General features: G+C 70.9%; 13 protein-coding genes and 1 tRNA gene. 5 read left to right on the forward strand and 9 right to left on the reverse strand.

Annotation, left to right across the window (positions count from 1 at the left end):
• Positions 1-25 precede the first annotated feature (25 nt).
• A complete protein-coding gene (locus M1203_RS17720; RefSeq protein WP_249950700.1) occupies positions 26-697 on the reverse strand; it encodes an ANTAR domain-containing response regulator in 672 nt (223 codons plus the stop codon).
• 99 nt (positions 698-796) lie between these two features.
• On the opposite strand from M1203_RS17720, the gene M1203_RS17725 reads away from it, so the two are divergent.
• Positions 797-871 (forward strand) — tRNA-Leu (locus M1203_RS17725).
• A 47-nt stretch (positions 872-918) separates the two neighbouring features.
• Here the strand turns inward: M1203_RS17725 and pyk are convergent.
• Together pyk and M1203_RS17735 are read right to left on the reverse strand one after the other, a co-directional pair.
• Positions 919-2,352 carry a pyruvate kinase gene (pyk, locus tag M1203_RS17730; protein ID WP_249950701.1) on the reverse strand — a complete coding sequence of 478 codons (1,434 nt, stop codon included), beginning with the start codon at positions 2,350-2,352 and terminating at the stop codon, positions 919-921.
• Positions 2,353-2,461: 109 nt separating this feature from the next.
• Entirely contained in the window at positions 2,462-3,199 is a 738-nt protein-coding gene (locus M1203_RS17735; RefSeq protein WP_249950702.1) for an SIMPL domain-containing protein, read from the reverse strand.
• 243 nt (positions 3,200-3,442) lie between these two features.
• On the opposite strand from M1203_RS17735, the gene M1203_RS17740 reads away from it, so the two are divergent.
• The gene (locus M1203_RS17740; protein WP_249950703.1) at positions 3,443-5,251 is read left to right on the forward strand and encodes a bifunctional UDP-sugar hydrolase/5'-nucleotidase; all 1,809 of its coding nucleotides are present in this window, start codon (positions 3,443-3,445) and stop codon (positions 5,249-5,251) included.
• Positions 5,252-5,290: 39 nt separating this feature from the next.
• Here M1203_RS17740 and M1203_RS17745 read toward each other — a convergent pair whose 3' ends face one another.
• The 4 genes from M1203_RS17745 to M1203_RS17760 form a co-directional block, all read right to left on the reverse strand.
• Positions 5,291-6,700: a lysine N(6)-hydroxylase/L-ornithine N(5)-oxygenase family protein gene (locus tag M1203_RS17745; RefSeq protein ID WP_249950704.1), complete on the reverse strand. Its 1,410-nt coding sequence runs from the start codon at positions 6,698-6,700 to the stop codon at positions 5,291-5,293.
• Between the two features lie 332 nt (positions 6,701-7,032).
• The gene (gene pepN / locus M1203_RS17750; RefSeq protein WP_249950705.1) at positions 7,033-9,537 is read right to left on the reverse strand and encodes an aminopeptidase N; all 2,505 of its coding nucleotides are present in this window, start codon (positions 9,535-9,537) and stop codon (positions 7,033-7,035) included.
• Between the two features lie 77 nt (positions 9,538-9,614).
• Positions 9,615-9,959 carry a chorismate mutase gene (locus tag M1203_RS17755; protein WP_249950706.1) on the reverse strand — a complete coding sequence of 115 codons (345 nt, stop codon included), beginning with the start codon at positions 9,957-9,959 and terminating at the stop codon, positions 9,615-9,617.
• Positions 9,946-10,857 (reverse strand): AraC family transcriptional regulator, encoded by a 912-nt coding sequence (locus M1203_RS17760; protein ID WP_249950927.1) that lies wholly within the window; start codon positions 10,855-10,857, stop codon positions 9,946-9,948. Before M1203_RS17760 ends, M1203_RS17755 begins: the two co-directional genes overlap by 14 nt.
• Before the next feature lie 203 nt (positions 10,858-11,060).
• Here M1203_RS17760 and M1203_RS17765 point away from each other — a divergent pair, with 203 nt between their 5' ends.
• Entirely contained in the window at positions 11,061-12,815 is a 1,755-nt protein-coding gene (locus M1203_RS17765; RefSeq protein ID WP_249950707.1) for a beta-galactosidase family protein, read from the forward strand.
• Between the two features lie 50 nt (positions 12,816-12,865).
• On the opposite strand, the gene M1203_RS17770 is transcribed toward M1203_RS17765, so the two are convergent.
• Positions 12,866-16,009 (reverse strand): endo-alpha-N-acetylgalactosaminidase family protein, encoded by a 3,144-nt coding sequence (locus M1203_RS17770; RefSeq protein WP_249950708.1) that lies wholly within the window; start codon positions 16,007-16,009, stop codon positions 12,866-12,868.
• Between the two features lie 174 nt (positions 16,010-16,183).
• On the reverse strand, positions 16,184-17,011 hold the full coding sequence (locus tag M1203_RS17775) for a trypsin-like serine protease (protein ID WP_249950709.1): 828 nt from the start codon (positions 17,009-17,011) through the stop codon (positions 16,184-16,186).
• 372 nt (positions 17,012-17,383) lie between these two features.
• Here M1203_RS17775 and M1203_RS17780 point away from each other — a divergent pair, with 372 nt between their 5' ends.
• Together M1203_RS17780 and M1203_RS17785 are read left to right on the forward strand one after the other, a co-directional pair.
• Entirely contained in the window at positions 17,384-18,286 is a 903-nt protein-coding gene (locus M1203_RS17780) for a hypothetical protein (RefSeq protein WP_249950710.1), read from the forward strand.
• A 73-nt stretch (positions 18,287-18,359) separates the two neighbouring features.
• Positions 18,360-19,889, forward strand: coding sequence for an ankyrin repeat domain-containing protein (locus M1203_RS17785; RefSeq protein ID WP_249950711.1), 1,530 nt, complete (start codon positions 18,360-18,362; stop codon positions 19,887-19,889).
• Positions 19,890-19,892: the final 3 nt, after the last annotated feature.

A 19,892-nucleotide genomic window follows, 5' to 3' on the forward strand; every position in this document is an offset into this window, starting at 1 on the left:
GGTACGTACGGTAAGCGCCGCGGGCCTACTGGCCGCCCTTCGCCGCCTTCTTCTCCGCCGCCTTCTTCTCCGCCGCGTCCTCGATGACCGCCTCCGCCACCTGCTGCATCGACATCCGACGGTCCATCGACGTCTTCTGAATCCACCGGAACGCCGCCGGCTCCGTCAGCCCGTACTGCGTCTGCAGCACCGACTTCGCCCGGTCCACCAGCTTCCGCGTCTCCAGCCGCAGCGTCAGATCCGCGACCTCCCGCTCCAGCGTCTTCAGCTCCGTGAACCGCGACACCGCCATCTCGATGGCCGGCACCACATCACTCTTGCTGAACGGCTTCACGAGATAGGCCATGGCCCCCGCGTCCCGCGCCCGCTCCACCAGATCCCGCTGCGAGAACGCGGTCAGCATCAGCACCGGCGCGATGGACTCCTCCGCGATCCTCTCGGCGGCGGAGATCCCGTCCAGGACGGGCATCTTCACATCCAGGATCACCAGATCCGGCCGATGCTCCCGCGCGAGCTCCACGGCCCGCTCACCGTCCCCGGCCTCGCCGACGACCGAATAGCCCTCTTCCTCAAGCATCTCCTTGAGATCGAGACGGATCAGGGCCTCGTCCTCAGCGATGACGACACGCGTCGTCAGCGGCGGAACATGCGACTTGTCGTCATCGTCGACGGGCTGGGGCGACTCGGGGGCGGTCACGGGGGCTCCTCGTTCCAGACAGGGTGCTGCTCCCCATGAGCCTACCGAGCTGCGGTAAAGTAGGCCCGAGCGGGGGACCCCAATCCCTTGCATTCTCAGGCCCCAGTACTCCAACTGGTTAGAGAGGCCGCTCTCAAACAGCGGACAGTGTGGGTTCGAATCCCACCTGGGGCACTTTCCTTTAATTCCAAGGTCGCGTGCGAACGCGCCGCGACCGCGTGTTACTTCGGACTGTCGTCCTCGCCGATGTGGTGTACGCGCACCAGGTTCGTGGAGCCCGCGACGCCCGGCGGGGAGCCCGCCGTGATGACGACGATGTCGCCCTTGTCGCAGCGGCCGATCTTCAGGAGATGGTCGTCCACCTGCGCGACCATCGCGTCCGTCGAGTCGACGTGCGGGCCGAGGAAGGCTTCCACGCCCCAGGTGAGGTTCAGCTGGGCGCGGGTGGCCGGGTCCGGGGTGAAGGCGAGCAGGGGGATCGGGGAGCGGTAGCGGGAGAGGCGCTTGACCGTGTCGCCGGACTGGGTGAAGGCGACCAGGAACTTCGCGCCCAGGAAGTCGCCCATCTCGGCCGCCGCGCGGGCCACCGCGCCGCCCTGGGTGCGGGGCTTGCTGCTCTCGGTGATCGGGGGGAGGCCCTTGGCGAGGAGGTCTTCCTCGGCGGCCTCGACGATGCGGCCCATGGTCTTGACCGTCTCGATGGGGTATTTGCCGACGCTGGTCTCGCCGGAGAGCATCACCGCGTCCGTGCCGTCGATCACCGCGTTGGCGACGTCGGAGGCCTCGGCCCGGGTCGGGCGGGAGTTGTCGATCATCGAGTCGAGCATCTGGGTGGCGACGATGACCGGCTTGGCGTTGCGCCTGGCCAGCTTGATGGCGCGCTTCTGGACGATCGGCACCTGCTCCAGGGGCATTTCGACGCCGAGGTCGCCTCGGGCGACCATGATGCCGTCGAACGCGGCGACGATGCCGTCGATGTTCTGGACGGCCTGCGGCTTCTCGATCTTCGCGATGACGGGGACCCGGCGGCGCTCCTCGTCCATGATGCGGTGGACGTCGTTGATGTCGTCCCCGTTGCGTACGAAGGAGAGCGCGATGACATCGGCGCCGACGCGCAGCGCCCAGCGCAGGTCCTCGACGTCCTTGTCGGAGAGCGCGGGGACGGAGACGGCCACGCCGGGGAGGTTGAGGCCCTTGTTGTCGGAGACCATGCCGCCCTCGATGACGAGGGTGTGGACGCGGGGTCCGTCGACGGAGGTGACTTCGAGGGTGACCTTGCCGTCGTCCACGAGGATGCGCTCCCCGGAGCTGACGTCGGCGGCGAGTCCCTCGTAGGTGGTGCCGCAGGTGTGGCGGTCGCCTTCGAGGGGTTCGACGGTGATGGTGAATTCGTCGCCGCGTTCAAGGAGTACGGGTCCTTCGCGGAACCGGCCGAGGCGAATCTTCGGACCTTGAAGGTCGGCGAGGATTCCGACGCTGCGGCCGACTTCTTCCGCGGCTTCCCGTACGCGCTGGTAGCGCTCCTCGTGCTCGGCGTAGCTGCCGTGGCTGAGGTTGAGTCTGGCGACGTCCATTCCGGCTTCGACCAGTGCCTTGATCTGGTCGTACGAGTCGGTGGCGGGCCCCAGGGTACAGACGATCTTTGCTCGGCGCATATATCGAGAGTAGGGCTTACCGACCGGTAGGGAATTGGCGCGGCATGACGACTCAACAACCTTTACATGAAGGGTTATTGACAAGGCTTGAATGGGCGCGGGGGTGCTCCTATGAGCATTTCTTCGGCGTCAAATCGGGGGGCGTCATCGTGAAGCGCGCGTTCACCTGCGCGTAGACGGTCTGGCGCTGTGGTTCGAGGTCGAGCACGGGCGCCGCGTCGGCCGCTTCGGCGGCTCCGTAGCCGCTGCGGCTGCGGAGGCCACCGGGCGCGGCCGGCATTCCGTACGCGGCGGTGTTCTCCGCGCCGAGGTCGGCCAGCTCGACCAGGGCGGCGAGCCGGGCGCCGAGGGCCTCGGCGTATTCCCGGGCGCGCTGGACGGCTTCCCGTACGGCCTGGCGCCGGGCGTTGCCGTGGGCCGGCGAGTCGGGGCGCAGCGCCCACCAGGGTCCGCTGACCTGGGTCAGTTCGAGGTCGGCGAGACGGGTGGTGAGTTCACCCAGAGCGGTGAAGTCGGCCAGTTCGGCGGTGAGATGAACACGGCCGTGGTAAGCGCGGACGCGTTCGCCCCGGCCGTGTTTGGTGAGTTCGGGGCTGATGGAGAATGCCCCGGTCTCCAGTTTCTCGACGGCGTCGCCGTAGGACTTGACGAGTGCGAGTACTTCTCCGTTGCGACGGGTGAGGTCGTCGAGGGCGGTGCGCCGGTCGGTGCCGCGCGCGCTGATGGCGATGCCGATTCTGGCGATCTCCGGGTCGACCTCCAGCCGTGCTTCACCGCGGACGGCGACCCTCGGCGTCTCGGGGGTGCCATAGGGCGCGGCGGGGGGCGGTGCGTCGGCGGTGGTCACGGGCGGCTCCCTCGTGGAACGGCTGCGGCTGCGGCTACGGCCGCGCGGTCGGCTTCGGCGTCCGCTCCACTGTCGCACCCGGGTACGACAGCCGGGGCGACAACAGGGTGCGACAACCGGGTGCGACAACCGGCAGTCATCTGATCGCAACCCCCTGGGGGTGTTGCCGACGCCTCGTCTGAGCCAGAATCTACGCGCGTTGTGCACGTATCGACGCAATGTTCCGAGTGAGAAGAGAAGGAAATGCCGCTGAACCGTAGGACGTTCCTGGGCACCTCGGCTGCCGCCGGCGCGGGTGCCGCGCTGGCGGGGGCGACGACACCGGCGGAGGCCACCGGCCATGCTCCTGGCCCCGTCCATGGACGTCCGCTCAAGCGGTACTCGTTCACCGTGCTGGGGACCACCGATCTGCATGGCAATGTCTTCAACTGGGACTACTTCACCGACAAGGAGTTCGACGACTCCGCCCACAATGATGTCGGCCTGGCGAAGATCTCCACGCTGGTCGACCGGATCCGTAAGGAGAAGGGCCGCGAGAACACGCTGCTGATCGACGCGGGTGACACCATCCAGGGCACCCAGCTGTCGTACTACTACGCCAAGGTCGACCCGATCACCGCGAAGCGCGGTCCGGTCCATCCGATGGCGCAGGCGATGAACGCGATCGGCTATGACGCGGCGGCGCTCGGCAACCACGAGTTCAATTACGGAATTCCGGTGCTGCGGAAGTTCGAGGAGCAGTGCCGTTTCCCGCTGCTCGGCGCCAACGCGCTGGACGCGAAGACCCTGAAGCCGGCTTTCGCGCCGTATGTGATCAAGAAGCTGCGGACGCCGCACGGCCGTGATGTGCGGGTGGCCATCCTCGGGCTGACGAACCCCGGCATCGCGATCTGGGACAAGGCGAACGTCCAGGGCAAGATGACGTTCCCGGGTCTGGAGGAGCAGGCCGCGAAGTGGGTGCCGAAGCTGCGTTCGATGGGCGCGGACGTGGTCATCGTCTCCGCGCACTCCGGTACGAGCGGGACGTCCTCGTGGGGTGATCAGCTGCCGCATGTGGAGAACGCCGCGACGCTGGTGGCGGAGCAGGTGCCGGGGATCGACGCGATTCTCGTCGGGCACGCGCACGCCGAGATCCCGGAGCGCCGGGTGGTCAACAAGAAGACCGGCAAGGAGGTCGTCCTGTCCGAGCCGCTCAAGTGGGGCCAGCGGCTGACGCTCTTCGATTTCGATCTGGTGTGGGAGCGGGGCTGCTGGACGGTCGAGAAGGTCGGCTCGCAGGTCCTGAACTCCAACACGGTCCCCGAGGACAAGAAGATCACCGGGCTGCTCTCCGACGAGCACCGCAAGGTCGTGGCGTATGTCAACCAGGTGATCGGTACGTCCACGGCCCCCATGTCCACGGTCGACGCGCCGTGGAAGGACGAGCCGATCATCGATCTGATCAATCATGTGCAGACGGAGACGGTGAAGGCGGCGCTGGCGGGCGGCGAGTGGGCGGCGCTGCCGGTGCTGTCCCAGGCGTCGTGCTTCTCGCGTACGGCGGCGATCCCGGCCGGCCAGGTGACGATCAAGGACGCGGCGGGGCTGTACCCGTTCGAGAACACCATGGAGGCGCGGCTGCTGACCGGCGCGCAGATCCGGGCGTATCTGGAGTACTCGGCGCGGTACTACGTGCAGACGGCGGCGGGTGCGCCGGTGGACACGTCGAAGCTGACGAACGCCGACAACACGCCGGACTACAACTACGACGTGGTGTCCGGGCTGACGTATGACATCGACATCGCGAAGCCGGCCGGGTCGCGGATCGTGAACCTCAGGTTCGAGGGCAAGGATCTGGACCCGGCGGCGAAGTTCGTACTGGCCGTCAACAACTACCGGGCGAACGGCGGCGGGAACTTCCCGCATGTGGCCGCCGCGCAGCAGCTGTGGGCCAATTCGGACGAGATCCGCAACACGATCATCGGATGGGTGCAGGCGGCGGGCACGGTCGACCCGGCGACGTTCGCCTCGGTGGACTGGAAGCTGACGCGGGACGGCACGCCGGTCTTCTGACCGGTCGCGTCACCTTCTCCGGGCGTACGCAGGCGTGTGTCAGCGTACTTCGGTGAGCGGGACCAGACCCCTCGGTGCGGGCACCGTGCGGGTCCGGTCCCGTCCGTCGAGTCCGAAGCTGGTGAACGCGGTGCGCCGGGGCAGGGGGTAGGACTCCTTGCCGGTGAGGTGGTTGAGGATGGTGGCGCTGCGCCAGGCCGCGAGCCCGAGGTCGGGCGCGCCGACGCCGTGGGTGTGCCGTTCGCCGTTCTGGACGTAGACGGAGCCGGTGACTCCGGGGTCCAGGATCATCCGGTGGTGCTGGTCGATCCGGGGGCGTCCCGAGCTGTCCCGGCGCATGTACGGGTCGATTCCGGCGAGGATCCGGTCGAGCGGACGCTCCTGGTAGCCGGTGGCGAGGACGACGGCGTCGGTGGTGAGCCGGGACCTGGACGCCTGTTGGGCGTGTTCCAGATGGAGTTCGACCTTGGTGGTGGCGACGCGTCCCGCGGTACGGACGGAGACGCCCGGTGTGAGGACGGCGTCGGGCCAGCCGCCGTCCAGGGTGCGCCGGTACAGCTCGTCGTGGATGGCGGCGATGGTGTCGGCGTCGATGCCCTTGTGGAGCTGCCACTGCCGGGGGATCAGATCGTCGCGTACATGCTCGGGCAGGGCGTGGAAGTAGCGGGTGTAGTCGGGGGTGAACTGCTCCAGGCCGAGCTTGGAGTACTCCATGGGCGCGAAGGCCTCGGTGCGGGCCAGCCAGTGGATCCGCTCGGCTCCGGTGGGCCTGGCGCGCAGCAGATCGAGGAAGATCTCGGCGCCGGACTGTCCTGATCCGATGACGGTGATGTGTCCGGCGGCGAGCAGCCGGTCGCGGTGGTCGAGATAGTCCGCGGAGTGGATGACCGGCACGGCGGGGGCTTCGACGAGTGGTTTGAGCGGCTCGGGGATGTACGGCTCGGTGCCGATGCCGAGCGCGATATGGCGGGCGTGGGCGCGGCCGAGTGCTTCGACCTCGCCGTCCTGGTCGAGCTGGGTGAAGTCGATCTCGAACAGGTCGCGTTCGGGGTTCCAGCGGACCGCGTCGACCTGATGGCCGAAGTGGAGTCCGGGGAGTTGTTCGCTGACCCAGCGGCAGTACGCGTCGTACTCTGCGCGCTGGATGTGGAAGCGCTCGGCGAAGTAGAAGGGGAAGAGCCGGTCGCGGGCCCGCAGATAGCTGAGGAAGGACCAGGGGCTGGCGGGGTCGGCGAGGGTGACCAGATCGGCGAGGAAGGGAACCTGGAGGCTGGCGCCGTCGATGAGCAGGCCGGGATGCCAGCGGAAGACGGGGTTCTGGTCGAAGAAGGTGGTGGCGAGTCCGCCGCGGACTCGGTCGGCGAGTGCGGCGAGGGAGAGATTGAACGGGCCGATGCCGACACCCACCAGGTCGCGCGGCTGAGTGAGGTCGGTTGGCTGGGCGATCATCGGCGGGTGCTGCCTTCCACGAGTCGGGCACCCGGGGGGTCCGGGGGTCGGAGTTGGTGCCTACGGAGCACAACGAGCTCACCCGCGTGGAGTATTGGCGCCCGGCGCAGGACGCCGGAAGTCGGCTGAAAACGCTCGTGGATCCGGCGTGCGCGACGCGACTGAGCGTGTAGGCGTACGCCGGATCACGGGCGGATCGCCCGCCGGTCCCGGTCCGGAGACGGCCGCCGGTCCCGGGCCCGGTCCGGAGCCGCCCGCCGGGCCCGGTCCGGAGCCGCCCGCCGGTCCTCGTCCGAAGCCGGCGGCCGGCCGGCCAGGGTCGTCAGGGGTGGTCAGGAGCCGGTACGGACCCGCAGCGCCCGCCGCAGGTCGTCGAGCTGGTCGACGAGCTTGCGGCGCAGCGCCGGGATCATCTCCGCGGTGTCCAGACAGGTCCGGCCGAGCCCCAGTGACTCCTCGTCGACCGCGTACACCGGGAAGGCGTAGCGGCCCGCCGCGTCGGCGATGGCCGGTCCGCGCCGGTCGGCGAGCGCGACGGCGTCGGTGTAGTAGCGCGGCACGTACTCCCGTACCAGCGTGGCCTGTTCGGGCTGCCAGAAGCCCTGGGCGGTGGCGGTGAAGAGGTAGTTGGAGAGGTCGTCGCTCTCGAAGAGCCGCGCCCACGCGCGGGCCTTGGCCGCCGGGTCGGGCAGGGCCGCGTGACAGCGGGCGGCGCCTTCCTGGCCGGTCGCGCTGGGATCGCGGGCCAGTTCGGCGTCGATGGCGGCGGGGTCGACGGCGCCGAGGACGGCGAGCCGGGTGAGGACGCGCCAGCGCAGCTCGGGGTCGAGCTCGGGGCCGCCGGGGACACTGCCGGATTCCAGCCATTCCCGGAGGGTGTCGGGCTGGGTGGCGGCGTCGATGAAGTGGCGTACGGCGGTGAGGCGCAGCCCGGGGTCGTCGCCGTCCTCGGTGCGGCGGATCAGGTCGCGGGAGAGCGCGGTGAGGGTGGCGAGGGCGACCGGCCGGTCCGTGTCGGACAGATAGCGGTCGGTGATCTGGACGGCGGCGAAGGCCAGCACGCCCTGGACGACGGCGAGGTCCTTCTCCTGTGGCAGATGGACGCGGGCGGCGTCCAGATAGGCGGTGGGGGCGAGGTCGCCGTCGCGGACCATGTCGCGGGCCGCGTTCCAGACGACGGTGCGGGTCAGCGGGTCGGGGATGCCGGAGAGGGCGCGCAGCGCGGTGTCCCAGGACGCGGCGTCGAGCCGGACCTTGGCGTAGGTCAGGTCGCCGTCGTTGAGGACGACGAGGGCGGGCCTGCGGCCGGGCGCGGTGACGGGCTCGGTCAGCGGAAGGTCGAGTTCGAGCAGGTCGCGCCGGGTCAGCCGGGCGGGTTCCGCGGGGTCGAGGTCGTACGCCCCGACGGTGACGCGGTGCGGGCGGCTGCCGTCGCGTACGACGTCGAGGGTCCAGCCGGCGCCGCTGTCGGTGTCGGTTTCGGAGATCCGCGGGGTGAGGGTGTCGACGCCGGTCGTGCGCAGCCACCGCTCGGCCCAGGCGTGTACGTCACGGTCGGTGGCGTGGGCGAGGGAGTCGATGAAGTCGGCGAGGGTGGCGTTGGCGAACTTGTGCCGGGCGAAGTGGGTGTTGATGCCGGCGAGGAAGTCCTTCTCACCGAGCCAGGCGACGAGCTGGCGCAGCGCGGAGGCGCCCTTGGCGTAGGAGATGCCGTCGAAGTTGAGCAGCGCGGAGGCGGTGTCGGGGACGGCGTCGGGATCCGGGGCGACGGGGTGGGTGGAGGGCCGCTGGTCGGCGTCGTACCCCCAGGATTTGCGGCCGATGCCGAAGTCGACCCAGGTGTCGGTGAAGCGGGTGGCTTCGGTGAGGGTCTGGTAGCCCATGTACTCGGCGAAGGACTCGTTCAGCCAGATGTCGTCCCACCAGGCGAGGGTGACGAGGTCACCGAACCACATGTGGGCCATCTCGTGGGCGATGACCATGGCGCGGGTCTGGCGTTCGGTGTCGGTGACGGCGGAGCGGTAGACGAACTCGTCGCGGAAGGTGACGAGTCCGGGGTTCTCCATGGCGCCGGCGTTGAACTCGGGGACGAAGGCCTGGTCGTACGAGTCGAAGGGGTACGGCTCGGTGAACTTCGCGTGGTACCGGTCGTAGCAGGCGCGGGTGATGTCGAGGATCTCCTCCGCGTCGGCGTCGAGGTGGGGCGCGAGGGAGCGGCGGCAGTGGATACCGAACGGCAGTCCGGCGTGTTCGGTGCGTACGGAGTGCCAGGGGCCCGCGGCGATCGCGACGAGATAGGTGGAGATGAGCGGGGTGGCGGCGACGGTCCAGTGGCCTCGGTCGGTCCGGGTGGCGACGCCGTTGCCGAGGACGGTCCAGTCGTCGGGCGCGGTGACGGTCAGCTCGAAGACGGCTTTGAGATCGGGCTGGTCGAAGGCGGCGAAGACGCGCTGGACGTCGTCCATGAACAGCTGGGTGTAGACATAGGTCTCGCCGTCGGCGGGGTCGGTGAAGCGGTGCATGCCCTCGCCGGTGCGGGAGTACCGCATCGCGGCGTCGACGCGCAGCTCGTGCTCCCCGGCGGTGAGCCCGGTGAGCGGGAGCCGGTTCCCGACGAGCGCGGCCGGGTCGAGCGGCCGGCCGTCGAGGGTGACGGAGCGCAGGGTGTCGGGCTTGAGTTCGACGAAGGTGTCTCCGGCGGCCAGGGCGGTGAACGTGATGACCGTGCGGGAGTCGAAGGTGTCCTCGCCGGTGGTCAGATCGAGTGCGATCGTATACCGGTGGACATCGAGGAACTGGGCTCGGGTCTGCGCTTCGTCGCGCGTCAGTACGGACATGGGGGCCATGCTGCCTGATCTGCCGCGAGCGGCGCATCAGGGTTCATTGCGCTCTGAGCGCACGCGCGGCGGGGCCCTCAGCCGGTGCCGCCGCGTGTCTCGTCCGCGATCGTCTCGTGGTGCCGGATGACTTCGGCGATGATGAAGTTGAGCAGCTTCTCGGCGAAGGCCGGGTCCAGTCTGGCGCTCTCGGCGAGTTCCCTGAGCCGGGTGATCTGGCGGGATTCGCGGGCCGGGTCGGCGGGCGGGAGCTGGTGTTCGGCTTTGAGCACGCCGACCTGCTGGGTGCATTTGAAGCGCTCGGCGAGCATATGGACGACGGCCGCGTCGATGTTGTCGATGGACTCGCGCAGGCGGTTCAGCTCGGCCCACACCGCCTCATCGACGCCGGGGTGGTCGGTTCCGGGGTCACTCGTGGTCATGGTCGAGCAGCGTAGATGAGCGCGGCGCGATGGTCGGCGGGTGATCAGGATGCGGGATCTCGTTGCTCCAGCCGCCGGGGACCGCGCGCCCCTGCTGCTCGCGGAAGCGGATGGGCGGAATGCCGACGCGCCGGGTGAACAGCCGTGAGAAGTACGCCGGGTCGTCGTACCCGACGCGCCGGGCGACCGCCGCCACGGGCAGCTCGGTCGCGGCGAGCAGTTCCTTGGCACGGCCGAGGCGGATGCCCAGCAGATAGTCCTTGGGGCTGCATCCTGCGGCCCTGCGTACGGCCGTGCGCAGTTCGGCGGGGGTCATGCCGTGACGGGCGGCGTGTTCGGCGACCGAGAGTGTCCGGCAGGCGTCGCGGGCCAGTGTCCGGAGGACCGGGTCGCCCTCGGCGTCGGTGTCGGCGCGTGCCCGCCGCAGCGCGACGAGCAGTTCATGGACGGCGGCGCCGGTCTCGACTTCGAGCAGCGGGTTGCCCCGGCGCGCGGCGCGGGCGATGCGCGCGATGGCGGCCCGTGCGCCCGTCGCGTCGGAGAGCGCTACGACGGGCCGGTCCGGCTCTATGTAGCCGAGTTCCGTGTAGGTGGCGGTGGCGGGTCCGGTGAAGTCGACGAAGCTCTCGTCCCAGCCGTGCTCCTCGTCGGGTCCGTAGTGATGGGTGGTGCCGGGTGTCAGCCAGAGCAGCGCGGGCGCGCTGACGGGGGTGTGCCGTCCGTCGGCCGCGCGGAACCAGCCGCTGCCCGCGCTGATCACGACGGCCACATGGTGATCGAGGGTGCGCGGCCCTACCGCCGGCAGACGGCCGTGCTGGAGCCCGACGCCGAGGCAGACGAGCCCGAGCCGGTGGTGGACCGGGCTGGGGGTGAAGTACCGCATCCAGGTGTGATACATCCGCTCCCACCTCATCTGTTGTTCCTCTGTGCGCCACGCGCGCGCCGCCGGTCGTGCGGTCGTGCGGTCGCGTCAGCTTCGTCCAAACAGAGGTGATCTTTGTCCATGGACCGTGCCACCGCCAGAGGGAGAGGCTGAGCCGCGTGGCAGGAGCCGCGTGGCAGGAGCCTCGGAACGGGAGAGCGGGGACGGTGACTGAGTCGGTGGCTGAGTTCATGGTGGGGGACGAGGACTTTCTGCTGGACGGACGGCCGGTGCGGCTGCTCTCCGGGGCGCTGCACTACTTCCGGGTCCATGAGGAGCTGTGGGGCCACCGGCTCGGGATGCTGCGCGCCATGGGCCTCAACTGTGTGGAGACCTATGTCCCGTGGAATCTGCACGAGCCGGAACCCGGCCGCTACCACGACGTGGCCGCGCTCGGCCGGTTCCTCGACGCGGCGCGCGAGGCGGGGCTGTGGGCGATCGTCCGGCCGGGCCCGTACATCTGCGCCGAGTGGGACAACGGCGGGCTGCCGCACTGGCTGACCGGCCCGCTGGGCGCCCGGGTACGGACCAGGGACATCGGATATCTGACCCAGGTGGAGCGGTGGTTTCGCGAGCTGCTTCCCCAGGTCGCCGAGCGCGAGATCGGCCGGGGCGGTCCGGTGATCATGGTGCAGGTCGAGAACGAGTACGGGAGTTACGGCTCCGACCGGGACTATCTGGTCCGGCTGACCGAGCTGACGCGGGCGTGCGGGATCTCCGTACCGCTGGTGACCTCGGACGGCCCCGAGGACCATATGATCACCGGCGGTTCGGTCCCCGGGCTGCCGGCGACGGTCAACTTCGGCTCGGGAGCGCGCGCCGCCTTCGAGACGCTGCGCGGGCACCGCCCCGACGGGCCGCTGATGTGCATGGAGTTCTGGTGCGGCTGGTTCGACCACTGGGGCGGTGAGCATGTCGTACGGGATCCGTCGGACGCGGCCGGGGCGCTGCGCGAGATCCTGGAGTCCGGCGCCTCGGTCAATGTGTATATGGCGCACGGCGGTACGAACCTCGCGGGCTGGGCGGGCGCGAACCGGTCCGGTGAGCTGCACGACGGCGCGCTGCGGGCGGACGTCACCTCCTACGACTACGACGCGCCGATCGACGAGGCGGGCCGGCCGACGGAGAAGTTCTGGCGGTTCCGCGAGGTGTTCGCGGACTACCGGAGCGGCCCGCTGCCCGAGCCACCGCGGCCACGCCCCGCCCTGGCCGGCCCCGTACGCGCCGCGTTCACCTCGTGGGCGCCGCTGGAGGAGGTCATGGAGACGCTGGGCGGACCGGAGTCGGAGACGGCGCTGCCGCCCACCTTCGAGGAGCTGGGCGTGGACCGCGGTCTGGTGCGCCACCGGCTGGCGGTGCCCGGCCGCCGGGCGCCCCGGACGCTCACGCTGGCCGGGCTGCGCGATCTGGCCGTGGTGTACGTGGACGGGGTACGGGCGGAGGTGCTCGACGGGGAGAACGCGGCCCTGGCGAAGCCGGTGGCCGGTCCCGCGTCCGTCGAGATCTGGGTGGAGTCGCTGGGCCGGGTCAACTACGGGCCGCGCCTGGGCGAGTCCAAGGGCATCACGGGCGGGGTGCTGCACGAGCGGCAGTATCTGCACGGCGTACGGTCCCGGGGGCTGCGCCTCGACGCCTTCGACGACGCGCGGGCGGTGACGGAACTCCCGTTCCGCGCCCTGGACGGCGAGGCGGGACGGGGGCTCTACCGCGCCGCCTTCGAGGTCGCGGGCGCGGGCGACGCCCGGCTCACGCTCCCCTCCTGGGCCCGGGGCTTCGTCTGGGTGAACGGCACCTGCCTGGGCCGCTACTGGTCGCGGGGCCCGCAGGAGTCGCTGTACGTGCCCGGTCCGGTGCTGCGCGAGGGCGCCAACGAGGTGTGGGTGCTGGAGCTGGAGGCCGCGGGCGAGCCATACGTACAGCTCGCCACGTACTGAGATGAAGGGCCGGTCCCGGTGGCGTGCCCGGGACCGGCCCCTTCACCGGCTCAGGCTTCCCGCACCTCGAACGTGTCGAGCGTGAACTCCGCCTTCCCGTCGTCGCCCGTCTTGCGCAGCCCGACCCACGCCTCGCCCCGCTCCGGCGCGGTGAACTCGTAGCTCAGTACGGTCGGTTCGGTCGCGACGGGCAGCGCCACACGCGCCAGCTCCCGCTCCGCGGGCTCGTCCACGGCCGTGACCCAGGCGTACTGGCCCGCCTTCTCGTTCTCGTACCGGAACGAGACCCGGTAGCGCCTGCCCGGCTCGAAGCGGACGGTGTGCTGGACGGTCCGGTAGACCAGTCCCCCGTTCTCACCGCGCGACTTGAGCGATTCGGTGCCGTCGATGACATCGTCGATCGCCTTGCCGTTCCAGCCGCGCTGGGTGAACGGCGCGTGCCGCTGGGCGATATGCGTACGGGGGTCGGTGGCGCCGCCCGCGTCCCCCTTCACGAAGACGCCCCATCCCTGCGGCACCCGTTGGAAGTCCTCGAAGGCGACCGTGCCCGGCTTGACGGTCGGCCGGGCGGGGACGATCCGTACGTTGTCGAACCGCACCCGCGCCCCGCCCTCCGCCGCGCGCAGCGTGAGCCGGACCCGCCCGCCGCCCTCCGGGACGGTGAAGTAGGTGAACATCCGCTGGAAGCGGCTGCCGTGCTTGCGGTCCGCGGCGACATAGTTGCCCGCGGTGGAACTGTCGGTCCAGTTGACGGCCGTGACGCCGTCGGCGGTACGGACCTCCAGGGCGGCTCTGCGCCGGAGCCCGGCCGTCTCACCGACCTCGACCTGTACGGACGCCGCGTATGTGCCGGGCGCCAGCCGCTCCAGACGCCGGCCGACCGCCGCCGCCGCGCCCGCGCCGATCACCAGCTCGTAGTCGCCGAGGGCGCTCCGTTCCACGGCGGCCGGGCCGCTGACGGTCCAGCCGTCCAGCGCGCCGGAGTGGAAACCCGGGTCGTGGAGCGGGGTGGCCTGGCCCCAGTCCGGGTCCGCCGGCTGCTGCCGGACCCGGCTCCGGTACAGCACATACGGCTGTCCCGCCTCGGCGTCGAGCGTCACCCGGCCGTCGCGTACCGGTATGTCGCGCACATGGACCCGGCCCTGGTCGGTGAGCCGGTACAGGACGGCCTTCGACAGCCCCGCCCAGCCGCGCGGCAGCCGCCAGTCGCCGCTGCCGCCCGTCGGGTTGTAGTGGTAGAGCCTGTCCGGGTCGGTGGCCCTGCGCGGCTCCCAGGGCAGCAGATAGCGTCCGTCCTCGTACACGACCCGTCCGTCGGTCGTGATGCGGCGGATGCCGTCCGCGTCGGAGACCACGGTCCGGGTCGGTCCCGAGAACCGGATCTCGTGGTCGCTCCAGCGCGCGATGGGATACGCCTGGAGGTATTTCGCGGGAAGGGAGTGGGTCCAGATCAGCCGGTAGAAGTCCGTCCAGTCGGTCTTGCCGACCCAGCCCTCGAAGTTGCCCGTGCGCGGGATGCCCAGCAGTGTCGGCCACTTGTCGGCGAAGACGTCCTTCTGGTGGTTGCGCAGGAAGCGGATCAGCTGTGAGTTGATCCCGCGCGAGGTGTCGCCGCCGTAGTCGGTCTCGGTCGCCCAGTGCGCCCAGAGCGAGGAGCGCTCCAGGCCGTGGCCCCATTCGGTGGTGATCTGCCAGCCCTGCTCGCGCAGCGCGCGCTGGAGCCGGTCGGAGTTCCAGCCGGACTCCCGGAAGACATCGATGTAGAGGGTGTTCAGCGCGGGGTCGGTCTGGTCGCGCAGATCCTGGAAGCGCTTGACGATGTCACCGGAGACCAGATCGCGGCGGGCGTCGATGCGATAGCTCTGGTCGAGCCAGTCCCACTGTTCGTCGTTCTTGTCCACGAGCGTCTCGGAGAAGGCGTGGGCGACGGGGTAGGACTCGGTGGCGTTGACATGCACCCCGAAGTCGCTCTGCCACTTCTTCCCTTCCCTGACCAGGGTGTTGAGATCGTCGAGGCCCCCGGCGCGCTGGTTGTAGTTGCCCGCGTAGTCGGGGTGGGCCGAGTCGTGTCCCTCCGACTGGTAGCCCTTGAGCAGGGTGTACTGCCGCAGCCCGTCCGTGGCCAGCGAGATCCGCTTGACCTGGTCGAGGGTGGCCAGGAAGGGGTTGGTGGCCTGGCTGGCGAAGTTGAAGGGGATGTGCGGGACGACCCGCAGATGCTGCCGGTCGGCGCCGAGCGGGCTGACCATGATGTCGCGGAAGGCGGTGGCCGCGTCCTGCCAGTCGACCGGGCGGCCGGCTCGCCCGGCACCGTCCTCGTCGGCGTCTTCGGCGTCGTCACGTTGGCGGGTGACGATGACGGTGGCGTACGGCAGCGGTTCGGTGGCCGCCACGGGTGAGGTCGCCGCGCGGTGGGTCCACTGCCCGCACCGCAGCCGCCCCTCCGTCACGCCGTCGTCGGCGCGTACGACACGATGCCAGAGCCGGCCGTTGTCCCAGGTGGCGCCCGGGGTGTCGGCGGGCCGGTCGTAGCAGGTGTTGGTCTCGACCGCGCCGCCAAGCCGGTCGTGCACCACCACGGCGTAGGCACAGCCCGCCGGCGCGCGTTCCGGGGTTGCGGCGGTGATCGCGGTCAGGGTGTCGCCGCTCTTGGCCTTGTCCAGCTCGACGCGCGCGGTGAGCAGTACGGCGCCGGGCTGGTCGGCGCGTACGGACAGCAGCGCCAGTCCGGGCAGTTCCAGGGTGCCGACGCGCAGGGCGGGTGTGTCGGCGATCCGGGTGACCCGCCAGTCGACGCGCCATCCGGAGACCGCGATCTCGATGTCGATCTCGGTGCCGCCGTCGAAGGCGAGGGTGTACGCGATCCGGCCGCCGGCGCTCCCCGTCTTCCGGGTGCGCACGGCCGGGGTGCGGTCCGTGCCGTCGATCCGTACGGAGGTGACCGGGTCGCGCTGCCCGTACAGCAGGGCGCCGGTCTCGCGGTCGGTGTACGAGACGACGCGCGGGAAGCCGCTGTCGACCCGTACGTCCAGCTCCCGGGAGCGCAGTACGGTCCCGGTCCCCGGCGCCCCGCCGGACGACGGGGAGGCGGCCAGCCCGGGGGACGCGCCGAGGGCGACGCCGGCGCCCGCGAGTGCGGTGGCGGCGACGACGGTTCTGCGGCGGGGGCCGCGGTCTGCTGCGTTGGCGTGCACGCTCGCTCCTCTTCGTTCACGGATTCGACAGACGGATGGGGGGATCCGTGCACGTCAATCTCCGTCGCGAGGTGCGAGCGCGCCCATGGACAAAGGCGGGGCAGGTGTTGGACTAACGCGTCCGGCCACCTGCCCCGCCCCTCGGGCGAGGTCCTACGAGGTCACGTCAGAGCGTCAGAGAGTCGACGCGGCCGAGGCGATCTGGGAGGCGAAGGTCGAGACCTCGGTGTAGACACCGGGGTAGTTGGGCCGGGCGCAGCCGTTGCCCCAGCTCACGATGCCGACCTGGATGAAGGCTCCGGCGTTGTCCTTGCGGAACATCGGACCGCCCGAGTCACCCTGGCAGGTGTCCGTGCCGCCCTGCGGGTAGCCGGCGCAGATCTCCTCGCTCGCTATGATCTCGCCGCCGTACGACGCGTTGCAGCTGGCGTCGGAGACGAACGGAACGGTGGCCTTGAGCAGGTAGCGCTGCTGGGCGCCGCCCTCGGTGGCCGCACCCCAGCCGGCGACGGTGAAGTTGCCGTTGTTGTACGCCGTGGTGGTGGCGATCTTCAGCGTCGGCAGGTTGATGGGCGCGGCGAGCTTGATCAGCGCCCAGTCCTTGCCCACGCCGTTGTAGCCGGGGGCCTGGAGCACCTTGGTGGACTTGACCTTGATAGCGCTGGTGCTCTGGAGGTCGACCACACCGGCGGTGGCGGTGATGCTCGTGTTGTTGCCGGACCCGCTCACACAGTGCGCGGCGGTCAGCACGATGGTCGGCGAGTACAGCGCGCCACCACAGCCCATGGAGAGCCGGACCATGAAGGGGAATTCACCCTGAGCGGCGCGGGTGCCGCCGACGACGGGCGGAGCGAGCGGCGCCGCGGCCTGGGTCTTGGGCGCGACCGGCGCGGGCGCGGCGGAGGCGGACGACGGCTGGAGGCTGATGGCGGCGAGCACGACCGCGCCGGCGGCGGCGGTTCTCTTGAGGACACCCAGAATGCTCAACGGTCTGCCTTTCATGGGGGGAACTGAGGGATTCGCCCGCAGGGCGGGCTCCGGTCAACGCGCGTTGCGCAGTGCTGACATGAGCCCGACAAGAAAGCGTGATCCGGATTATGCGGAGGGGATCAGCCACGCCACAAGAACCGGCTTTCGGCCATCCGGCAGGGCCATCCGTCGGCCACCGTCCTCTGTTCGGACCCACCGTCCGATCACAGGACGCACCGTCCGCCGGTCAGACACACCGTCCACCGATCAGACGCGCCGTCCGCTGAACGGACGCCCCCCACCGGCCACGACCCTCCGGCGCCCGGAGCGCGCCCGTACAGTTGAGGCGAGCGGGCTCGGCCGTCCCGCGCGGGGGACCGGACGCGGGACGCAGGGGGTAGGGACGTGACGAACGGCGGCGAGGTCCAGCACGGCTATCCGCATCTCGACACGGCGCGCGCGGCCATCACGGCCCTCTACCGACGGCTCTCGGCCGACGGAATCCGCGCGTACGCCCCCAGCGTGGCCCCCGCCGATGTCGCCTTCTCCGACGTGGACGATCTGTATCTGGGCACCCAGCGCGTGGCCCACGCCCTGGTCCAGCAGCTGCGGCTGCCGGACGCGCGCGTGATCGTGAGCTTCCGCGACATGGACCACGCGGCGAATGTCGAGCTGACCGCGGGGCCCGAGTACTTCATCGAGCTGAACAACCGCTTCCGTACCCACCGCAGGGACATCGGCGCCGCCCTCGCCCACGAGATCACCCATGTCGTGCTGCACCGCCTCGGCCTCTCCTTCCCCGGCACCCGCGACAACGAGATCCTGACCGACACCGCCACGACCTATCTCGGCGCGGGCTGGCTGCTTCTGGACGCCTACCGCGAGGACCGCGATTCCAGCCAGAAACTCGGCTATCTCACCCCCGAGGAGTTCGGCTATGTCCTGGCCAAGCGCGCGCTCGTCTTCGACGAGGACCCCCGGATCTGGTTCACCAGCCCGCAGGGGTACACGTCGTATACGAAAGGCAGGGCGCAGTCGCTGCGTGACGAGCAGCAGCCGCCGCTGACCACCGCGGGCTGGTCGGGGCGGCACCGCTACGCCAAGGACCGCCGCTACGCGATGGACCACCCGGGCGTCGCGCCCGCCCCCGCCGCGCCGTACACGCCCTACGCCTTCGAGCATCTGGCGGACGGTCTGCGGGTCTCGTTCCCGTGTCCCACCTGCCTTCAGCGCATCCGCGTGCCGGTCCGCGGCCGGGTGCGGGCGCGGTGCGGACTGTGCGGGAGCGTGCTGGACTGCGACACCTGAGCCGGATGGGGGCAGCCGCCTCTCTCCCGTATCCCGGACGACGGCGCGGCCCGGGCGAACGTAGGGTCGAAGCATGACGAATGAGCCGACGACGGGCGCGGGCGTCGACGAGCTGTTCGCGGCGGTGAGCGGCGGCGCCGCCGACACGGTGGTACGGCTGCTCCGCGCCGGTGTCTCACCCGAGTCGGCCGACGAGACCGGCGAAACGATCCTCTACCGCGCGGCGGTCAGCGATGTGCCGGGGCTTGTCCGGCTGCTGCTCACGGCGGGCGCCGACCCCCGCAGGGCCAGCGGCCGGGACGGCGGCGATCTGCCGCTGTGCGGGGCGGCCTGCGGCGGGCACACCGAGGTCGTCCGCGCGCTGCTCGCCGCCGGGGCGCCGCCCGACGGCCGCGAGGAGTTCGGTTTCACGGCGGTCGCCTGGGCGGTCGTGCAGGGCTTCGCGGACACCGTGGAAGCGCTGCTGGAGTACGGCGCCGACCCCGATCTGCCGGGCCCCGGCGGCGAGCCTCCGCTGCTGCTGGCCGCCCGCCGCGGCTCCGCGCCCGCCGTGCGGGTCCTGCTCCGCTACGGCGCGGGCGCCCCCGACGGCGTCCACGCGAGGACGCGCGACGCGGCGCTCGCCGAGGCACGGCGCTGGCTGACCCGCGATGTCGAACAGGAGCTGCGGGCCGGACTGCTGAACGCCTACGGCGACGGTTACGAGACGGTGGTGCGCCGGATCGAGGAGGACGGCTCGGGGACCGTCATCGTCGAACTGCTGCGGGACGGCGAGCCGGTGGCAGGCCGTGAGCAGCAGACCGGGCACGCGGCCGTCGCGACGATACTCGAAACGGAGCTGGGCATTGCGACGCCGTACGAGGAGCTGGCGGCGCGGGCCCTGCGCTGCGGTGACCCCGGCCGGGACGACTGGACGGAGTCGGTGTCCGCGCTGTGGCGGCGCGGTGACGAGGAGACGTTCCAGGCCGCCGCCGCGTGGTGCGTGAGTGACGAGCCGCTGCGACGGGCCTTCGCCGCCGATGTGCTGGCGCGGCTCGGCGCGGCGGACGGGGAGACCCCGTTCGCCGCCCGCGCGGTGCCCCTGCTGCGCGAACTGTCCCGGCGGGCCGTGGAACCGGAGCTGGTCCGCGCGGTCGTGGTGGCCCTCGGCCAGTACGGCGACCCGGCCGCGCTCCCGGAGATCCTGCGCCACTCCGGCCATCCGGACTCCGGGGTACGGCGCCGGGCGGCGCTCGCGCTGACCGGGCTCGTGCCGGGCGACGACCGCGACGCGCTATGGGCGCTGACGCTGCTGAGCAGGGACGCGGACGCGTCGGTCAGGGAACGCGCGGTCGTGGCGCTGGCGGGCCTGGACGCGGACACGCGCGAGCTGCGCGAGGCGCTGGCGGCCCGGCTGAACGACCCGGAAGCGCATACGGCCGCCGAGGCGGCCAAGGGGCTGGCGGCCCGCCGCGATCCGCGCGCGGTCGACGCGCTGGCCCGGATCCTCGGCGACGAGGACCCGGAGGGATACGCGCGCAGGACGGCGCTGGAGGCCGTGCGGTACGTACCGCACGGACCGGAGCGACGGCGCCTGGAACGCACGCTCCCGCGCCGCCGCTGAGGC

Origin of the sequence: Streptomyces sp. 35G-GA-8 (assembly GCF_023534745.1) — a bacterium.
Classification (GTDB): domain Bacteria; phylum Actinomycetota; class Actinomycetes; order Streptomycetales; family Streptomycetaceae; genus Streptomyces.